General features: G+C 54.6%; 15 protein-coding genes and 1 pseudogene. 8 read left to right on the forward strand and 8 right to left on the reverse strand.

The annotated features are described in order from the left end of the window. Positions 1-68 precede the first annotated feature (68 nt). Positions 69-920, reverse strand: coding sequence for an alpha/beta hydrolase (locus tag MK323_07525; GenBank protein ID MCH2482011.1), 852 nt, complete (start codon positions 918-920; stop codon positions 69-71). 196 nt (positions 921-1,116) lie between these two features. Here MK323_07525 and MK323_07530 point away from each other — a divergent pair, with 196 nt between their 5' ends. Beyond that, positions 1,117-2,130: an aldo/keto reductase gene (locus MK323_07530; protein MCH2482012.1), complete on the forward strand. Its 1,014-nt coding sequence runs from the start codon at positions 1,117-1,119 to the stop codon at positions 2,128-2,130. Positions 2,131-2,163: 33 nt separating this feature from the next. On the opposite strand, the gene MK323_07535 is transcribed toward MK323_07530, so the two are convergent. After that, positions 2,164-3,204 carry an aldo/keto reductase gene (locus MK323_07535; protein ID MCH2482013.1) on the reverse strand — a complete coding sequence of 347 codons (1,041 nt, stop codon included), beginning with the start codon at positions 3,202-3,204 and terminating at the stop codon, positions 2,164-2,166. Beyond that, complete coding sequence (locus tag MK323_07540) at positions 3,201-3,548, reverse strand: TIGR04076 family protein (GenBank protein ID MCH2482014.1); 348 nt, start codon at positions 3,546-3,548, stop codon at positions 3,201-3,203. The genes MK323_07535 and MK323_07540 overlap by 4 nt, the downstream gene beginning before the upstream one ends. Before the next feature lie 186 nt (positions 3,549-3,734). Here MK323_07540 and MK323_07545 point away from each other — a divergent pair, with 186 nt between their 5' ends. Continuing rightward, positions 3,735-4,340 (forward strand): cysteine hydrolase, encoded by a 606-nt coding sequence (locus MK323_07545; GenBank protein MCH2482015.1) that lies wholly within the window; start codon positions 3,735-3,737, stop codon positions 4,338-4,340. A gap of 22 nt (positions 4,341-4,362) precedes the next feature. Here MK323_07545 and MK323_07550 read toward each other — a convergent pair whose 3' ends face one another. The 5 genes from MK323_07550 to MK323_07570 form a co-directional block, all read right to left on the reverse strand. Next, positions 4,363-5,283 (reverse strand): NAD(P)-dependent oxidoreductase, encoded by a 921-nt coding sequence (locus tag MK323_07550; GenBank protein ID MCH2482016.1) that lies wholly within the window; start codon positions 5,281-5,283, stop codon positions 4,363-4,365. Further along, positions 5,280-6,389, reverse strand: coding sequence for an aromatic ring-hydroxylating dioxygenase subunit alpha (locus tag MK323_07555; protein MCH2482017.1), 1,110 nt, complete (start codon positions 6,387-6,389; stop codon positions 5,280-5,282). Before MK323_07555 ends, MK323_07550 begins: the two co-directional genes overlap by 4 nt. Positions 6,390-6,410: 21 nt before the next feature. Continuing rightward, complete coding sequence (locus MK323_07560; protein ID MCH2482018.1) at positions 6,411-7,202, reverse strand: gamma-glutamyl-gamma-aminobutyrate hydrolase family protein; 792 nt, start codon at positions 7,200-7,202, stop codon at positions 6,411-6,413. A gap of 135 nt (positions 7,203-7,337) precedes the next feature. Then, the gene (locus tag MK323_07565) at positions 7,338-7,895 is read right to left on the reverse strand and encodes a DUF3501 family protein (GenBank protein ID MCH2482019.1); all 558 of its coding nucleotides are present in this window, start codon (positions 7,893-7,895) and stop codon (positions 7,338-7,340) included. A gap of 40 nt (positions 7,896-7,935) precedes the next feature. Continuing rightward, positions 7,936-8,205: a hypothetical protein gene (locus MK323_07570; GenBank protein MCH2482020.1), complete on the reverse strand. Its 270-nt coding sequence runs from the start codon at positions 8,203-8,205 to the stop codon at positions 7,936-7,938. 254 nt (positions 8,206-8,459) lie between these two features. Here MK323_07570 and katG point away from each other — a divergent pair, with 254 nt between their 5' ends. The 6 genes and pseudogenes from katG (at position 8,460) to MK323_07600 (ending at position 17,423) form a co-directional block, all read left to right on the forward strand. After that, a complete protein-coding gene (gene katG / locus MK323_07575; protein MCH2482021.1) occupies positions 8,460-10,622 on the forward strand; it encodes a catalase/peroxidase HPI in 2,163 nt (720 codons plus the stop codon). Positions 10,623-10,799: 177 nt separating this feature from the next. Next, positions 10,800-10,991 (forward strand): hypothetical protein, encoded by a 192-nt coding sequence (locus MK323_07580; GenBank protein ID MCH2482022.1) that lies wholly within the window; start codon positions 10,800-10,802, stop codon positions 10,989-10,991. Between the two features lie 750 nt (positions 10,992-11,741). Further along, on the forward strand, positions 11,742-13,445 hold the full coding sequence (locus MK323_07585) for a long-chain fatty acid--CoA ligase (GenBank protein ID MCH2482023.1): 1,704 nt from the start codon (positions 11,742-11,744) through the stop codon (positions 13,443-13,445). After that, a pseudogene (locus MK323_07590) lies at positions 13,445-13,872 on the forward strand (MerR family DNA-binding transcriptional regulator). The gene MK323_07585 and the pseudogene MK323_07590 overlap by 1 nt, the downstream one beginning before the upstream one ends. 84 nt (positions 13,873-13,956) lie before the next feature. After that, positions 13,957-15,099 carry a thiolase family protein gene (locus MK323_07595; protein MCH2482024.1) on the forward strand — a complete coding sequence of 381 codons (1,143 nt, stop codon included), beginning with the start codon at positions 13,957-13,959 and terminating at the stop codon, positions 15,097-15,099. After that, positions 15,096-17,423: a 3-hydroxyacyl-CoA dehydrogenase NAD-binding domain-containing protein gene (locus MK323_07600; GenBank protein ID MCH2482025.1), complete on the forward strand. Its 2,328-nt coding sequence runs from the start codon at positions 15,096-15,098 to the stop codon at positions 17,421-17,423. Before MK323_07595 ends, MK323_07600 begins: the two co-directional genes overlap by 4 nt. Positions 17,424-17,457: the final 34 nt, after the last annotated feature.

Genomic DNA, 17,457 nt, shown 5'->3' on the forward strand with positions numbered 1-17,457 from the left:
TAATAAATTTCGTTAAGCGTGAAGTGATTGTATAACGAACCAACTCTGAGTCGGAATATTTTCCATGCTCAATTTGAAGTTGCTAGTTTGAACAATAAACCGTCGGGCTCGGCGTAGTGATCCAGAATTGAAAAATGGTTCGCGTTTTCAATGAGTGCTGATTGACTACCCTTTCCGAGGCCAGCTTGCATCATCGCAAAGTCATGCGTTTGTCGGACCATTTCCAAACCTTCATGGGTACCGACAGCCAGAACCAGGTCGCCGGCGTAGTTTTCACTACAGGACAGTGGCGAAAACTCGTCCACATCGCGTTGTGTCAGACCTATTTCCCTATTACGATCGATATAGACGACTGGCTGCAGGTCGTAGATTCCACTGATACCCAAAGTTCTGCTGATTATCGGTCGTTGGTCGTGAGAGTAGCGATCCCACTGGGTTGCGGCCAGAATTGCAACGATCTGAGCACCCGCGGAGTGGCCCGCTAAATTGATCTCTCCGCTGTCAATCCCCCAGGTTTTCAATCGACTCACAAGATCCAGAACCATTTTGCGACACGAGTTAACAAGTTCAGTCATGGTCACATCTGGGCAAAGCGGATAATTTGCGCCAATAAACGTCCAGCCCTTGTCTACAAAAGCGGGGGCCATAAACTCAAAATTTGCCTTGTCTTGGGAATACCAAAACCCGCCATGGAAAAATATGTGTACCGGAAACTCTGACCCACCCGGAAAAACATCATAGGTCTCAAGACTATGGTCTCCGTAACAAACATCAAGTTTTGTCTCTAAGTCTGCCCGAGCACGGTCGCTGTCGCGCTTCCAGCTAATCGGATAGTCATCATAGTGTGGGATTCTGTGTTTTTGGTTATAAAGATTCTCCAGTTGATCCTTGGTAAACCCTCGATAAGGCTTGTCTGTCATTGAATTTTCCATCTACCTGAACATTAAGTGTTTAGTGACACAATCGGGAGTGAGCAATCAAGGATACTACGGACTACATCCTACGAGTACTCTCATAAACTCATAGATTGAAGCACAATTACTATGATCGGAACCAACAAATGCGATTAATAGGAGCTAATCAATATATCCTCAAAAATCGTTTTCACTGAATACTATGATTCCTAAAGTATCACTTGCCCCAGATTACTCAGTCAGCCGCTTGATTGCCGGAGGCTGGCAGTTACAAAACCAAGGCGACAATGTGATCAATGACCTTTTGCGACTCAGTCGCTATGGGATTACCACTTATGAAACTTCAGATACCTATAAAAACGGACAAACTCTTCTAGGTAGATTTCTTGCCAGAGCTAAACAATCACTCTCCAGCGAGATATTTTCAACGCTTCAAATTCATACCCGATATACAGCACCGATTACAGGTTCTGTCCCAGGTAAAGCCACAATTGTCGATACTGTTGATCGCTCATTGAGAGAATTGAATGTCACTCGACTGGACCTGTTACAACTCCAATGGTGGAACATCGAAGTGCCTGGCTTCGAGGAAACGCTATCGGTAATTGGTGATCTTCGCAAGGCTGGAAAAATTCATCACATCGGCACTACAAACTTCGGCGTCTATCTTCTGGACCGAGCAAGATCAACTAATGTTCCTCTAACAACAAACCAGGTTCACTACTCAATTCTAGATCGCCGAGCAGAAAATCAACTTGCCAACTATGCAAAGCAGTATGGAATAACTTTACTAACCTACGGTGCACTGGCGGGCGGATTTCTTGCTCGGAAGTGGTTCGGTGCTCATGACCCTTTAGTCGTTCCTTCAAACGCTATCAGGTTTAGTCGGGAATATCGGTGCATCATCGATATGGTGGGTGGGTGGAATTCCTTCCAGACTCTGTTAGGTGTCCTAAATACCATCGCGTCTAAACAAAATTGCTCACTCTCAGCGGTAGCTCTGAGATGGGTGCTACAAATGGGACTTCCAAGTGCGGTTCTAGTCGGCTTATCTACCTCGCAACGACTAACAGATCTTCTGTCGGCATTTAAGATTAATCTTTCGCCAACCGACCTCGTCTCCATTCAAGAAACAGTAGGTCGTTCGAACGAAGACGTGGGCCAACTCGAGCGCGATACTGAGTCTTCACTATTTGCAGCGATACATTCAAACTAGATTGAATCTCGGACTCAGACTCATCAGAATTAACTAAGTTAACTGATTCTGGTTATAGCGCATTATTTGTCCATGGCGCCCAGTCTTATCTCGCTCGAGATCATAGCAATCACCCACTGGCCCCGACCGTTCCTTTAGTGCTGAATCTAGTAGATCATTGTCGCCAGGCGTCAGCGAGAATCCAAATACCCGAAGGTTCTCTGTGATGTGAAGTGTGGACGTCGCGCCAACAATCGCAGCTGCGACTCCCGGTTTATCCAGAACCCAGCGCAACGCCACAACTGGAACAGTAACCTCATACTTATCCGCTACAGTTTTTAAGCACCTGAGCAGTTGTTGAAAGGTGTCCCACCCGCCGAAGTCTTCGATAATTAGTTTGTACTTCGTTAGGGACCTATTTGGGAAAGGCTCTAGAGGCTCGGATTTCCCAATCCAATCAGAAGAAATAAATCCACCAGCCAAAGTTCCGTAACACAGCTGACTAATGTTGTTCTCCAAGCTACAAGGAATGAATGACTGTTCCGGACGAACGTCTATAAGCGAGTATTGCGGCTGGTTAGTAACTATTGGAACATTGGCTTCCAGCAATGTGCGCAGATGTGAGGTATTAAAGTTCGTAGCTCCGATCCTCGCAATTTTTCCAGCTTCTCTCAGTTCATTGAGTACAAGTGCCGTCTCAACGAAACCAGGCGTTTTGTCCGGGTCCCACCAGTAATATTGAACCAGGTCAAGTTGCTCGACCCGTAATCTCTTGAGTGAACGATCAATAATGCTTTCTACATATTGACGATCAACTGTAGCCAAACGGTCATAATCGGGTACGATCTTTGTGTGTATCTGTACGGATTTTGCCAGTTCTGGATAGGTGGTTCGAAATTTCCCTATGAGTTCTTCTACTCCCGTATAGTGATCTGCACAATCGAAAGTTGTAATTCCATGCTCAACAAATGTAGCCATATCTTTAATTGCTTGTGCTGGATCTACAGTGCCATGTCCACCCGCAAGATGCCAACCGCCCTTGATAAGTCGTGAGATCGAGTATCCCTTTGTCAATTCAATACGTTCAACGTTCATTTAGACTTATTCCTAGGAAGTGGGTTGGCCGTGGTTTCGGAATGTGAAAATGTTCGCCGATTTAGTCTATTGATCTTAAATTTAGAACCACAATTTGGGTCAGGACAAGCAATAAGATTGTCTGTTGACATCCAATCGTTGGGATCAGTTTCTCTCTGTTTAGCAGGAAGAAGTGGCAAGAGAGCTGCCAAAGTATAAATTGACCATGTTTGTGATTCTGGGAATTCTAGATGTTCCCCTCTCAAATAGAAGCAATCCCCAGCTTTAGCGCCACACCAACAAGGCCTGTCTCCCTCAAGCCACTCGATCTTTAAATCATAAAGTGAAAAAGTATCGTCAATCACAGATATCTCCTGTTGGAATGGAACAGCGATTTGAATCCGACATGAGAGGCCGAGTTAACACCCAAAACTCCCGACTGATTTAATGAGTCGTTCGCGCCATTCTATCCCAAGAGAGATTTCAAAATTGTTCACCGATCAATTCAAAAAGTACACTAGTCCTCTCAGATCTTACTGGTGGAAATACTGATGGCATTACGCACTGAAAACACTGCACTGATTGTCATCGATATGACAAATGGGTGGTGCTCATCTGAAGGACACATGGCAAAACTTGGTTTTGACACAACAATGTGTCGTGACACTGTGGACAAATGCAGATCACTGATCATGTACGCACACCAAAGTAATGTGCAAGTGATATTTACACAACATATCTATCGAGAGGATTACTCCGATGGGGGTTTCATCGTTGATGAAATAATGCCCGAATTGAAATCAGTTAAACCAGCTTCTGCTAACGCATGGAGTAATCAAATCGTTACCCAACTAAGGCCTCTACAACAAGACATAGTCATCAAGAAAAATAGATACAGCGCATTTTTTTCTAAGGATTTCACAAACCATCTTAAGCGACTCTCCATCACTGACTTGGTACTATGCGGTGTCACAACCAGTATGTGTGTCGAAAGTACAGCACGGGACGCAGCTCAAAGAGATTACCGAACTTTCGTGGTTAAAGATGCAACAGCCGATATCGAAACTATTCGATACGAACAAGCACTAATCAACTTGGAATTTGGTTTTGCCCGCTTGATATCGGTTTCCGACGCTAAGGACAAATGGAGCGGGTAACTAGTTTGTGTAGATCCAGCCGTTAAGCATCGTATCCTTTAAAGGCGTCCTCTAACAAAGAGTCAAACTGTAACCGAGCACACCAGCCGAGTTCCCGTTCGGCCAGAGCGGTACTGAACATCGACGCATTGGGTTCAGCACGATAACGATCTGGATCCCGCACGATGCTGGCCGGAATGCCCATCGCCTGTGCCCGCTCCAACGTGGGTAGGGGACTCATGGACCATGGTGCAACAGCAAAGTACAACTGCCAGGATGATGACAGGTCAGCCCTTACTGCGGCAACAAAACCGTCTGCAGCATCCTCCGGCGCTATAAACGAGCGAGTCGCCGTCAATGGCTCGTTCAGCGCATGGTTATCCTGGGGCAGATCACAGAGCCACTCGACACCGTCCTGCCCTGCCAGCGCCCGGGCGGTTGCGATCACCACATCTGGAAAAACGACAAACGCCGGTCTCAGGCACACTACCTCGATACGGCCTCGACGGGCAAAACAGCGTCCCACGGTCTCAGCCACCTGTTTGCTCAAACCATAAGCCTGCCGTGGACGACACGGATGATTTTCATCAATCGGTAGATAGTCCGGTGGGGTGTCGTCACCGATTCCCAGGGCAGCAACGCTGGAGCACAAAACCACACGCTGAACACCGGTCTCCTCGGCCGTTTCCAGCACATTCCAGGTGCCTTGCACATTGATCTCAAAAAACGCTTGCTCCGTCGCTGGCACTGCTGCGTCGAGCGCCGCCAGATGGATCACCATATCTCGATCGACCATCGCGGCCTGCAAACTGGTACGATCCAGGATATCCGCCTGAACCTGATCAATGTCGCTCCCCCAACCCACCTTGTCGAAGTTGCGTACATCAAAACCCTGGGCCACAAGCGCCGTGTGCACATAACGGCCCAGACGCCCACTTCCTCCAGTGAGGAGAACGCGATTCATGCCTGATCGAACAGCGCTCTAGCGACCCTTGACCGGAATGCAGCCGTACCCTGCTCCCATACCGGCGACATGTCTGCGGTACGGGATGCTGTTGGTGAATGGGCCGCAGCCTGTAGGTCCGCAAGCACTTCAATATCCTGATTCATAATCTCGCACCAGGCCTCGGCCGTGCGTTGGCGCTCATCGACCAGTTTCGGATCGGTTGCATCTTGATCAATAAAATAGAAGTTTAGGTGCTCGGTACAGCGAGCCGGACCATCAGGCTCTACCGCAACCAGCATCATGTGGCGTGGCTGCAGTTCGATCAAGGTATTCGGGTACAACGCAAGGATATCCTGGGAGATCTTTTGGGCATCGGATAACCGGTCAAATTGACGCAAGTGCTGACCCGATGATTTTGGCTTGTCCGCCGCGCCGGTGGTGTAGCAGATGCCGAAAACCGTGTCATCGATGTTGACGTCTGTAAAACGCCGAGCTGCGGCAACATCGCCGAGCTGCGGGTGGACCATGGGCAAGTGATAAGTATCCAGGAAATTCTCGATCACAAACTTCCAGTTGGCATCCACTGTCAGGGTTCGCTGCTCGCCTAAACCGAAACGGGATAAATCATAGTTTTCCCAGCGCGAGATCAGCGGCGCCACAAAATCTTCGAACTCAGGTGCTTTGCCGTCAATGTTCACGAATACCTGGTCCAGCCAGACCGCAACGCGGACGGGTTCCAGGCCATAGTGCTGTGGGTCAAATTCAGCCGGTGCGCTGCGATCGCCGGTCTTCCAGTGTGGCGTGCCGCGTAACGCCCCGTCCATCCCATAGGCCCAGCCGTGATATTTGCAATGCAGAAGTATTTTCCCCTGGCACGGTGCTCGCAGCACTCGCGCACCACGATGACGACAGACATTGTGGAATCCTCGAATACTCCCGTCTTCATCCCGCAGCAGAATCAACGGAAGACCAGCCACCGTCACGGGAATCGCATCGCCCCGACCGGCCATCCGGCTGGCGCTTCCGGTATTGACCCAGGTACGGGCAAACAGGACATCATTCTCCTGTTCATAAAGCTTAGGATCATGGTACGCCGCTGTTAACTGTTCTTGCCGTGACCTCACCCGAATCTCTACCAGTGTCGCTCAGGCCGGTATCCGATTTACCGACGACTCACGAATACGCGCCCGTGCACGAGTCGCGTCACCAAAGGCTTCGAACAGTCGGCGCGACAGCGTATGGTTATTGGGTTCCCATTCCGCATGCCACTGTACACCCACGGTGAAAGTGGCATCGTCCTTCAGACGTATCCCTTCAATCAGGCCATCTTCGGACTCAGCTTCAACCGCAAACACGTCAGCCAGCCGATCGATTCCCTGTCCATGCAGTGAATTGACTCGAATATCAGACTCGCCGGCGATCCGGGCCAGGCTACCACTCAACCTTACCTGATGGCGCAGCTGGAAAACTTCCTCAATCGTGATGTCTTTGTTGCGCGGCATACGGTGATCGTCTTTCCCCTCGACCAGATGGACCCGGTAGTACAAGGACCCCCCCATCGCAACATTCATCTCCTGAATCCCCCGGCACATACCGAAAATCGGTACGCCTTTGTCGATGCAGCTTCTGACCAGCTGCAATATGGTGTCGTCCCGGCCCGGATCTATGGGCTCATCGTCGGGAAAAGGGTCTCCTGCAAAATGGTGTGGTTCGACATTGGCACGGCCACCCGGCAAAACCAGCCCGTCAATGCGCTCGGCTAGGCGGTCTGAATCATAGTGATCCTTGATGCCAGGCAACAGAAAAGGCTCGCACTTCGCAAATTGTGAGACTGACCGCACAACCGCCTGGCCGGTACCGTGCGCGGCATAGCGGCCGTTGGCCACTTCCACCAGGCTGGCGGCAATACAGACTAAAGGTTCAATATTGTGAGTCATGCATTAAAGACATCAATTCAAGCGATCCACTGTAGCCCGCATTAATGCATCTAAACATAACATGTAGAACCTGACACTGCCTCTCCAACACCGTAGAGGTCCGAATTTAGACCCTGGTGGACAGCTCGGTAAAGGTCAGCTTTGCAGATCGCGGACAAGTGCTGTCCGCGTGCTAGATGAAACCTGTACGTCATAGCCGTAAGCCGGATGATCAATCCCGATGATGAGTGTTTCCTCGGATCCTAGCGCACCGATCATCTGCCCGGTGAGTTCGAATCGAACAAAATGCACCGATGAGGTTTTGTCGGCAGTCTCCCGAACGAGATCCTCGTTCGCGATTGGTGTAACGCGACTCAGATCCCCGACCGCAAGCCACAAGGCTGTTTCGATCCCGATCAACCGCTGCAATGCCGTGCGCCGCTCCTCGACGTCGGGAAATTCGATCATCATGGTTGCCTTGAGGTTACTGCCATCAGGAATCAAAGGGTTATAGGCATCGAGTTCTTGCTGGATCTTGTCCGCCTCACAGATGCGTTCCAGTCGCAGCATCTCCTGGATCTGGTACTGCATGGTCAGAGCGTCTTCAAAATAGAGGGTCACGTTGGGACCGACGGCCACGCGCCGATTATTCTTGTGCGCCATTACCCGTGCACGAAAATCCTCGCGGTCATTCGCGTACTGTTCCAGAGTCATAAGACTCGCTCGTGTCAGTTTGTCCACAACCCAAACCTGTTTATATACCGTAAGCCTTGCGCAACAGAGCTATAGGGTGGACAGCCTGGGTTCCATCACCGACACCGTTCGCAAGGTGCTGACCTGCGATCGGGCAATCACTGCCGTAGTGGTCCGGCACGCCCGGTACGTGACTTTCCAGATGGCGGAGGTGGCGGTGCCGAAGGCGCTGTTCGAGCAGATTCTCGCACAGATTGCCCGGCTCACGCCGTCGTGCGACACGGGATAGTCGTGGACGGTGTGTTCCTTCGCCCCCTGGTCGCCTGGCCAAGGCGGCTTGCGCCTAGTGTTGGCCCAGGCCCAATACCGTGGCCCGCCTCTCTCCGAGTCGCTCAGAGTACCCAGGGTCCCTTATCTTATCCCGTCACTACGAAGTAACATGATAACATTGCAATGGCAGGCGAAAGTGGGAGAATCTGCGGCAAGGCTCGGCTGACGAGACGTTCAACTGGGAAATCTCGAATTACATAAAAAGGTGCAATTATGACTGACCAAAACGTGGATAGCGCAAGCAAGTGCCCAGTGATGAGCAGCCCTCACCAGGCCGTTGGCGGCACAGCGAACCAACACTGGTGGCCGAACCAGTTGAACCTCGGGATCCTCCGCCAGAACCACCCCCAGGCCGATCCCAACGGCGAGGCGTTCGACTACGCCGCGGAGTTCAAGAGCCTCGACTTCGAAGCCCTGGCGAAGGACGTCGATGCGCTGATGACCCAGTCGCAGGACTGGTGGCCGGCCGACTATGGCCACTACGGACCGTTCTTCATCCGGATGACGTGGCACGCCGCGGGCACGTACCGCATCGAGGACGGCCGTGGCGGCGGCGGCAGCGGCAACCAGCGCTTTGCCCCCCTCAACAGCTGGCCCGACAACGTGAGCCTCGACAAGGCGCGCCGGCTGCTCTGGCCGATCAAGCAGAAGTATGGCCGCAAGATCTCGTGGGCCGACCTTCTGATCTTCACCGGGAACCGCGCCCTGGAAACGATGGGCTTCAAGACCTTCGGCTTCGGCGGCGGCCGCGAGGACATCTGGGCGCCCGAGGAGGACATCTACTGGGGCCCCGAGCGGGTGTGGCTCGACGACGAGCGCTACAGCGGCGACCGCGAGCTGGCGAATCCGCTCGGCGCCGTTCAGATGGGCCTGATCTACGTCAATCCGCAGGGGCCAAACGGTAACCCGGATCCGCTTGCTGCAGCAAAGGACATTCGAGAGACGTTCCGCCGCATGGCGATGAACGACGAGGAAACGGTTGCGCTTATCGCCGGCGGACACACGTTCGGCAAAGCCCATGGTGCCGCCGAGGAAGATTACAAAGGTCCCGAACCCGAGGGTGCCAGCATCGAGGACCAAGGCCTTGGCTGGAAGAGCAGCCATGGCAGCGGCATAGCCGGCGATACGATCAGCAGCGGGCTCGAGGGCGCCTGGACCAACGATCCAACCCAGTGGGACAACGGCTACTTCGAGAACCTGTTCAACTACGAGTGGGAGCTGACCAAGAGCCCTGCCGGTGCGCACCAGTTCGCCCCTAAGAACCCCGAGGCGCAGGAGGCCGTGGCGGAGGCGCACGACCCGTCGAAGCGGACCGCCCCGATGATGTTGGTGACCGACGTCTCGCTGATCACCGATCCGGACTACAAGAAGATCTCGAAGCGCTTCCATGAGAACCCGGACGAGCTCGCCGACGCCTTCGCCCGGGCGTGGTACAAGCTGCTGCACCGTGACATGGGACCCGTCGCCCGGTACCTCGGCCCGTGGGTTCCCGAGGAGACGCTACCGTTTCAGGACCCGGTGCCCGAGGTCACGCACCAACTGATCGACGACGCGGACGCCGCCGCGCTCAAGGGCAAGATCCTCGACTCCAGCCTGTCCATCTCCCAGCTGGTCTCGACCGCCTGGGCGTCGGCCTCGACCTACCGTGACACCGACAAGCGCGGTGGCGCGAACGGGGCGCGCATGCGCCTCGCGCCGCAGACGGAGTGGGACGTCAACGTGACGTCCGGCGTGTCGAACGTGCTGGAGACCCTGGAGGAGATCCAGCGGGAGTTCAACGGCTCGCAGACGGGCGGGAAGATTGTCTCGTTGGCCGACCTGATCGTGCTGGGCGGCTGCGCAGCCGTCGAGGCGGCTGCAAAGAAAGCCGGGCACGGCGTGCAGGTCCCCTTCACGCCGGGGCGCACCGACGCCACGCAGGAGATGACCGACGCCGAGTCGTTCGCCGTGCTCGAGCCGATCGCCGACGGGTTCCGCAACTACCTGCAGAACGGCCACGAGCATTCGTCGGAGCACCAGCTGGTTGACAAGGCGTTCATGCTGACGCTGTCCGCCCCCGAGATGACGGCCCTCCTCGGCGGCATGCGCGTCCTGAACGCGAACGCCGGGCAGTCCGAGTTCGGGGTCTTCACCGACCGACCCGAGACGCTGACCAACGACTTCTTCGTGAACCTGCTCGACATGGCGACGGAATGGAAGGCGACCTCGGACACCGAGGAGGTATTCGAGGGCCGCGATCGCGGGACGGGCGAACTCAAGTGGAACGGCAGCCGCGTCGACCTCGTCTTCGGTTCGAACTCTGAGCTCCGGGCGATCGCTGAGGTCTACGGGAGTAACGACGCCGAGCAGAAGTTCGTGCGTGACTTCGTGGCTGCGTGGGACAAGGTCATGAATCTCGATCGCTTCGACCTCGCCTAATCTCGGTTCGCAGGTTTGCGAGCGACCCTAAGCTACGGTCAGTGATGCTGTCAACGCAACGTTCGGACTGTCAAGGGTACCTCAGCCTACGTTCGGGTTGGTTCTGCGCTTTGAGATCGAGTTGATGTCACCAGCGCAAGTGGTCGATCACGACGGCTGAGAAACGGGGAGAAGATTGTGGTTAAGCCGGTCCTGCCGGTGATCCAACGATCCTACTTCTTCCGGTGGAAGACCTGGCGTCCCGTCCCAGTCTACGGGGTTCTTGGCGTACTTAAGACGGGTGCGCAGGTTGCCCTTGTACGGAGAAGGCAGGTTCTTATAGCGGGGCTGGGTGTAGGCGTGGTAATCGGGTCGGATGACGGCGTGTGAGGTGGTGGACGGATTGGAGCTGAGGCTGTAGATGCCTAGAGCCTTGCAGGCTTCTGCGGCACTGCCGTGCTTCTCGATCAGCTCATCTCGCATCCTGGCAGCTAGGGTACGTCTGGCACAGTTGCCGGATGTCTGCGACGCCTATTGGGGCCCTAGTGACAACAGCGTAAAACCACCGTTTGTGTATACCATCCGGTACATAAACTACGGATGAATTTTATATTCCGATCAGCTTCGAGGTAAAATAGCGCGCCCGACAACTGCGGCCATTCCACCGAATTCCCTAATGGCCTGAAACGTTGCCCTGTTGTCAGGGGAGGACGCGATACAGAAAGTTCGATATGCGTCCACGAAGGGGAGTGAGTTTTCTCGACGTTTTTTTCCATTTCTACTACGCTGAATTCTCTAACGTTGCCAACTTTGACAAGTTGGATATCGTTTTATGCAACGCCCATCTAGTCAACAGACCATGCGATGTCAGATACCCGCAGTAATATGCCCGATTGGAGTGGTTACGTATCGATTACGAGACTTTCTCTTAATCGGCAGGCTGGTCTTGAACTGCTATCGGACAATATACGACGCGTCCTGCCGAACACTGTCAGACCCGTTCATTAGCCGGCTACAGACCCACCCGGCCAGAGCATAGCCACCGGCTCCGGGATCACTCTGATCACTTGCTCACGGTATGACGTAAACGTAAACTCGATTCCGTAAACGTAAAAGACAATACATTCCAGGGAAGAACCCATGACAACTAGTGATACCCATTCACAACCGTGGCTGCACCATTACCCCGAAGGAATCGACTGGTCGACACCACTGACCCGTCGGTCACTCAATGAGTACATCGATGACGCAGAAATCCGGTTCGCTGACCGGCCAGCGATTGACTTTCTGGGCCGTAAAACCACCTACGCACAGCTGGCGGCACAAATTCGACAGGCTGCCAAGGGTTTCCAGGACATGGGTGTCACGAAAGGCAGCCGGGTCGGCCTGTGCCTGCCCAATACCCCGTATTCGGTCATCTGCTATTTTGGCGCACTTCGGGCCGGTGCCACCGTGGTCAACTACAACCCCCTGTATGTTGAGCGTGAGCTCGCATTCCAGATCTCTGACAGTGAGACAGAGATTATGGTGACGATGGACCTTAAGCTGCTTTACCCCAAAGTCGCCGCGATGCTCAGCCAGACCGAAAGCCTGCAACAGATCGTTGTCTGCCGGATGTCTCCCATCCTGCCACCACTGAAGGGTCTTTTATTCGGTGTCGTCAAACGCAAAGAAATCGCAGCGGTCACTGACGGCGAAACGACCGTGCGGTTTGAAGATCTGATCAACAACGACGGACAACCCGAATCCGTCGAGATCGATATCGAGCAGGACATCGCTGTACTGCAGTACACCGGCGGCACCACCGGACGGTCCAAGGGTGCGATGCTGACGCAGGCCAATCTGTCCGCCAACATCTCACAAGTGCTCTCGTGGTTCCCGGGTCTCAGACCCGGTGAAGAAAAAATTGTCGGCGTACTGCCTCTTTTCCATGTGTTCGCAATGACCGCCGTGATGAACTTCGCCGTGGCGTCGGGCGCTGAGATGATTCTGCTGCCCCGCTACGAACTGGAACAGACCCTCAAGACCCTGAGCGCAAAAAAGGCCACGCTGTTCCCGGCCGTACCAACCATTTACACGGCCATCAACCAGGCCCCGGACCTGGCCAAGTATGATCTGTCATCGATCCGCTACTGCATGTCCGGTGGTGCGCCCCTGCCGCTGGAAGTCAAGCGTCAGTTTGAACAAATCACCGGCTGTAAGCTGGTTGAAGGATATGGATTGAGCGAATCCTCGCCCGTTGCCACCTGTAACGCACTGACTGGCATAAATAAGGAGAACTCGATCGGCCTGCCGGTGCCTGGAACAGATATCACCATACACGACCTCGAAGCCCCGCATGACCTCATGCCCGTTGGGGAGCGCGGTGAAGTGTGGATCAAAGGCCCGCAGATCATGAAAGGCTATCTCAATCAAGCAGAAGAAACCACGGACACCCTGCGCGATGGCTGGCTACGGACCGGCGATGTCGGTTATATGGATGAAGAGGGCCACTTCTTTCTGGTCGACCGTCTCAAGGACCTGATACTGTGCAGTGGTTATAACGTCTACCCGCGCATGGTTGAGGAAGCAATCTACCTGCACTCTGCGGTTTCGGAGGTCACTGTCATCGGCATCAAGGACGAATACCGCGGCGAGAGCCCCAAAGCCTTCGTTAAGCTCAAGCCCGGTGGATCGCTTACCGAAGCAGATCTGAAGCAGTTTCTGGAGGACAAGCTCTCCAAGATCGAGATGCCCTCACACATCGAGTTCAGAGATGAACTGCCCAAAACGATCATCGGCAAACTGTCCAAGAAGGAACTTGTGGCCGAGGAACAGGCCCAGCAACCGCAGGCTGACAGTTAATGGAAACCGCACTCGCTGAACGTGATGCCGATAGCATCTACAGTGTTACGGAACTGGCTAATCTACTTGGCATCACACCACGGGCCATCCGTTGTTACGAATCCAAAGGGCTGATGTCCCCTCGTCGAGCCGGCACGATACGAGTATATAACTACTACGACCACGGCCACCTGCAAATAACTTTGCGCGGCAAGCGGCTGGGTTTCAGTCTGGCCGAGATCCGCGAGTACATGCATCTGCATGATGCCGACCCCAGCCAGAGCGAACAGCTCGCGATGCCGCTGGGAAAGTCAACCAGCGACTAAAAGCGCTTGAGCATCAGAAATCTGATCTTGCCGCGCTGGTCACCGAGTTGGAAGATATCCGGCTGCAGACACTCGATACACTGAACCGGACTCATGATCAAACCCGAGCAGGTGCAGACTGAACGCTTAAGATGCAACACAGGCAAACCGGTTTTTCTACTGTGCCCTGCGCTGTGTTATCCAGAGACTAAACAGGAGACGATCCAATGAAAAACGTTGTCATTGCCGGCTATGCCCGCTCACCATTCCACTTTGCCCACAAGGGCCTGCTGGCTAAGGTCCGGCCGGACGATCTGGCAGCACAGGTTGTTCGGGGACTCATAGACAGAACCGGCGTCAACGTCGACGACATCGAAGATCTGATTCTCGGGTGTGCATTTCCCGAAGGTGAGCAGGGATTCAATATGGCCCGCCTGGTGGTGCTGATGGCAGGCCTGCCTATCAGCGTTGCCGGTACCACGATCAACCGGTTCTGCGGTTCTTCCATGCAGTCCATTCACAACGCGGCCGGTGCGATTCAGATGAACGCCGGTGAGGTCTTTATCTGTGCGGGCGTCGAGTCCATGAGCCGCGTCACCATGGGCGGGTTCAATCCGATGCCCAATCCGGCACTGCTGGAAACCAACCCCGCGGCTTATATATCGATGGGTGAAACAGCCGAAAACGTCGGCAAAGAATACAACATCAGTCGCGAGGAACAGGAGCAGTTTGCTGTCCTGAGCCAGCAGAAAGCCGCGGACGCCCAATCGCTGGGCAGGCTGGAACAGGAGATCGTACCCATTCAGATGAACGGGCTAACCATCGATACTGATGGCTGCCTGCGACCCGGCACCTCAGCGCAAGACCTGGCGGGCCTGAAGCTGGCTTTCGACGAGAACGGTACCGTGACGGCCGCCACCTCCTCACCACTGACCGATGGCGCAGCGGCAACACTGGTTTGCTCAGAGGCCTACGCCCAGGAAAACGGGCTTGAGTCCATCGCTCGAATCAAGAGCATCGCCGTGTCAGGCTGTAAACCTGAAACGATGGGACTCGGCCCGATTTTTGCTTCACGAAAGGCACTGGCCCGAGCCGAATTGAGCGCAGACGCCATTGACGTGGTGGAGATCAACGAAGCTTTCGCCACCCAGTCGATCGCATCTGTTCGTGACCTGAACCTCGATATCGACAAAGTCAATATCGACGGCGGTGCAATCGCCATTGGTCACCCACTTGGTGCAACCGGTGCGCGGATTACCGGCAAAGCTGCACAGATTCTCAAGCGCGAAGGTGGCCGCTACGCGCTGTCAACTCAGTGTATTGGTGGTGGCCAGGGGATCGCCACTGTGATGGAAACTGTCGGAGTATGATCGATATAGACAAGGTCGCTGTGATCGGTGCCGGTGTCATGGGCGCTGGTATCGCAGCCCACGTCGCCAACGCCGGCATACCGGTCATTCTGCTCGACGTGGTCCCCGACGGTGCGTCCAATCGCAGCGTGCTGGCCGAAACAGCTGTGCACAACATGCTTAAAGCTGACCCGGCACCACTGATGCACAAGCGAAATGCCCGCCGTATTCAGACCGGCAACCTCGACGATGATATGAGTTTGCTGGCGCAGTGCGACCTTATAATCGAAGCAGTTATCGAGAACCTTGAGATCAAGCAGGATCTCTACAGACGCGTTGACACCGCTCGCAAGCACGGTTCGATCGTCAGTTCGAACACGTCCACGATTCCACTGGCAAAACTGGTGAACGGATTACCTGAAGATTTTGCCCGTGACTTTGCGATCACTCATTTTTTTAACCCGCCACGGTATCTGCGGCTGCTGGAAGTGGTGGCCGGCACGCACACCCGGGCAGATGCGATCACATCGCTTCAGGTCTTTGGCGACCGGGCACTGGGCAAGAGCGTTGTGCTGTGTAAGGACACACCCGGATTCATCGCCAATCGGATCGGCATTCTCTGGACCACAAGTGCGATCCGATTCGCCTTTGAGGATCAGTTATCGGTTGAAGAAGCAGATGCCATTGTGGGCAGGCCCATGGGTATACCTAAAACGGGCGTGTTCGGCCTGATGGACCTGGTGGGTATTGACCTGCAGCCGCATGTATCGTCCTCGATGCTGTCGTCGCTGCCCGCACAGGATATGTTCAGAGACCTGCACCAGGAATCTGAACTGATAGCGCGCATGATCCGTGAGGGTTATACCGGCCGCAAAGGTAAAGGTGGTTTTTACCGCCTCAACCGTACGAACGGAAAAAGAATCAAGGAGTCTCTGGACCTGCAAACAGGCGAATATCGGACAGCACGGAAAGCGAGCCTTGAGAGTATAGGCGCCGGTCGCAAAGGCCTGCGCGCCCTGGTGGAGCACCCGGACAAAGGAGGCCGGTACGCCTGGCGTGTACTCGCCCACACATTGAGCTACGCCACTTCGCTGGTGCCCGAGATCGCCGACGATGTGTACGCGGTCGACGAGGCCATGCGAAACGGCTATGCCTGGAAATGGGGACCATTCGAGATGATCGACCAGCTCGGCCCAGCCTGGTTCGCCGCACAGCTGCGTGAATCCGGTATGGCCGTGCCACAACTGCTGGACCAGGTCGGAGACGGTACGTTCTATCGGACAAAACAGGGTGTGCTGCAGTATTTTGGAACCGATGACACCTATCACAACGTGGTCAGGCCAGATGGCGTACTTCTGCTGCAGGATATCAAGCGCACGACCACGCGCATCGCGGGAAACGGTTCTGCTAGTCTGTGGGATATCGGGGATGGGGTTGTCTGTCTCGAGTTTCACACCAAAATGAACAGCATCGATCCGGGCATCATGTCCATGGTCGAAAAAGCATTGCAGGTGATCCCTGCAGAGAATCACAAGGCGCTGATTATCCACAGCGAGGCCGCCAACTTTTCGGTCGGTGCCAATATCGGCCTTGCCCTGTTCGCAGCCAATATTGCGGGCTGGCCCGAGATCACGAAATCGGTTAAAGCCGGCCAGGACGCCTACAAAGCACTCAAGTACGCCCCCTTCCCCGTGGTCGGTGCACCATCCGGCATGGCACTCGCCGGCGGCCTGGAAATTCTGCTCCATTGTGATGCGGTACAAGCGCACGCGGAGACCTACATGGGCCTGGTCGAGGTCGGCGTCGGTCTGGTCCCGGCCTGGGGCGGCTGCAAGGAAATGCTGGCACGCTGGCATCACAATCCCAAAGGTCCTCAGGGGCCGATGCCGGCCGTAACCCGGGTATTCGAAACCATCGGCACAGCCACAGTCGCACGATCTGCCGACGAGGCCCGAGATTTTCTGTTTTTGCGCGATGGGGACGGTATCACTATGAACCGGGACCGGTTGCTGGCTGACGCCAAAGCAATAGCTCTGCAGCTCGCCGACGACTATGTACCGCCGGAACCCACCGAATACGCGCTGCCGGGTCCCACCGCCGCAACAGCAATGACCCTGGTGCTCGATGACTTCCGGCGGGCCGGTAAAGCGACCGATCACGATGTCGTCGTCGGCAAGGCACTGGCCTGGGTACTCTCGGGCGGCAAAACAGATATCACCGAAACGATCACCGAAGATCATCTGCTGTCGCTTGAACGGCGCACCATTGTCGAGCTGCTCAAAAAATCGCCTACCCTGGACCGCATTGAGCACATGCTGGAAACGGGCAAACCACTTCGCAACTGAATAAACGTCGTACCAAAAAACTTCTCTGGAAACC

Source organism: Gammaproteobacteria bacterium (genome assembly GCA_022450155.1).
GTDB lineage: Bacteria > Pseudomonadota > Gammaproteobacteria > Arenicellales > UBA868 > REDSEA-S09-B13.

What these genes read in the sequence shown, in the direction of transcription:
- MK323_07525 (MCH2482011.1), bottom strand. Translation starts at nt 920, where the DNA reads ATGACAGACAAGCCTTATCGAGGGTTTACCAAGGATCAACTGGAGAAT.
- MK323_07530 (MCH2482012.1), top strand. Translation starts at nt 1,117, where the DNA reads ATGATTCCTAAAGTATCACTTGCCCCAGATTACTCAGTCAGCCGCTTG.
- MK323_07535 (MCH2482013.1), bottom strand. Translation starts at nt 3,204, where the DNA reads ATGAACGTTGAACGTATTGAATTGACAAAGGGATACTCGATCTCACGA.
- MK323_07545 (MCH2482015.1), top strand. Translation starts at nt 3,735, where the DNA reads ATGGCATTACGCACTGAAAACACTGCACTGATTGTCATCGATATGACA.
- MK323_07550 (MCH2482016.1), bottom strand. Translation starts at nt 5,283, where the DNA reads ATGAATCGCGTTCTCCTCACTGGAGGAAGTGGGCGTCTGGGCCGTTAT.
- MK323_07560 (MCH2482018.1), bottom strand. Translation starts at nt 7,202, where the DNA reads ATGACTCACAATATTGAACCTTTAGTCTGTATTGCCGCCAGCCTGGTG.
- MK323_07565 (MCH2482019.1), bottom strand. Translation starts at nt 7,895, where the DNA reads ATGACTCTGGAACAGTACGCGAATGACCGCGAGGATTTTCGTGCACGG.
- katG (MCH2482021.1), top strand. Translation starts at nt 8,460, where the DNA reads ATGAGCAGCCCTCACCAGGCCGTTGGCGGCACAGCGAACCAACACTGG.
- MK323_07585 (MCH2482023.1), top strand. Translation starts at nt 11,742, where the DNA reads ATGACAACTAGTGATACCCATTCACAACCGTGGCTGCACCATTACCCC.
- MK323_07595 (MCH2482024.1), top strand. Translation starts at nt 13,957, where the DNA reads ATGAAAAACGTTGTCATTGCCGGCTATGCCCGCTCACCATTCCACTTT.
- MK323_07600 (MCH2482025.1), top strand. Translation starts at nt 15,096, where the DNA reads ATGATCGATATAGACAAGGTCGCTGTGATCGGTGCCGGTGTCATGGGC.